This is a genomic window from Streptomyces sp. HSW2009 (assembly GCF_040240285.1).
Lineage (GTDB): Bacteria > Actinomycetota > Actinomycetes > Streptomycetales > Streptomycetaceae > Streptomyces.
Genome location: NZ_JBEHZD010001000.1, coordinates 1 through 1,364 on the forward strand (window position 1 = coordinate 1; position 1,364 = coordinate 1,364).

Consider the following 1,364-nt stretch of genomic DNA (forward strand, 5'->3'; position numbering starts at 1 on the left):
GGGGGGCCCGCCCGCCCTCCCCCCCCCCCGCGCGGCCCCGGGGGGGCCCCCCCCCCCCCCGCCCCGGCGGGGGGCCGTGGGCCGAGCGGCGCGAGCGGACCGCGCACGACAGAAGCGACGTACCCAGGGAAGGGGCACGGGCATGACGGTGGCCGAGCCGACCGGCTTCGACCTCGGCAGACTCCTCGCGGAGCGCGGCGCTGAGCGGTACGAGCTGCACGCCAAGCACCTCAACCACCAACTGCCGCGCATGCTGCACACCATCGGCTTCGACAAGGTCTACGAGCGCGCCGAGGGCGCCTACTTCTGGGACGCCGACGGCAACGACTACCTGGACATGCTCGCCGGGTTCGGCGTGATGGGCCTCGGCCGGCACCACCCGGTGGTCCGCAAGGCCCTGCACGACGTGCTCGACGCCGACCTGGCCGACCTGACCCGCTTCGACTGCCAGCCGCTGCCCGGGCTGCTGGCCGAGCGGCTGCTCGCGTACGCACCCCACCTGGACCGGGTCTTCTTCGGGAACAGCGGCACCGAGGCGGTGGAGACCGCGCTGAAGTTCGCCCGCTACGCCACGCGCCGCCCCAGGGTGCTGTACTGCGCGCACGCCTTCCACGGCCTGACCACGGGCTCGCTCTCGGTCAACGGCGAGGACGGCTTCCGTGACGGGTTCGCGCCGCTGCTGCCCGACACCGCGGTGCCGCTCGGCGACCTGGTCGCGCTGGAGCGGGAGCTGCGCCGCGGGGACGTGGCCGCGCTGGTCGTCGAGCCGATCCAGGGCAAGGGTGTACACGCCAGCCCAGCCGGCTACCTGCGCGCCGCACAGGACCTGCTGCACCGGCACAAGGCGCTGTTGATCGCCGACGAGGTGCAGACCGGCATCGGCCGCACCGGGGACTTCTTCGCCTACCAGCACGAGGACGGCGTCGAACCCGATCTGGTCTGCGTGGCCAAGGCGCTCTCCGGCGGCTATGTGCCGGTGGGCGCGACCCTGGGCAAGGACTGGATCTTCAAGAAGGTCTACTCCTCGATGGACCGGGTGCTGGTGCACTCGGCGAGCTTCGGCTCCAACGCCCAGGCCATGGCGGCGGGCCTGGCCACCCTCGCGGTGCTGGAGCAGGAGGAGATCGTGGCCCGCACCCGGCGCACCGGCGACCTGTTGCGGGAGCGGCTGGCCGCGCTGGTGCCGCGGTACGAGCTGCTGCACGAGGTGCGCGGCCGTGGACTGATGATCGGCATCGAGTTCGGCCGGCCCGACTCGCTGCGGGGGGGCCCCCCCAGGGCGCGGGACCAGCGGGGAGGTATAAACAAAAACGCGCCCCCCCCACCGACGCCCAGAGAGGCTTGGGGGGGTGGGGGGGAAAAAA

At 73.2% G+C, this 1,364-nt stretch carries 1 protein-coding gene; it reads left to right on the top strand.

All coding sequences use genetic code 11. The features are described from left to right. Window positions 1–142 precede the first annotated feature (142 nt). The coding region (locus tag AAHZ94_RS34160; RefSeq protein WP_349997568.1) for an aspartate aminotransferase family protein at window positions 143–1,364 on the top strand (1,222 nt) is incomplete at its 3' end.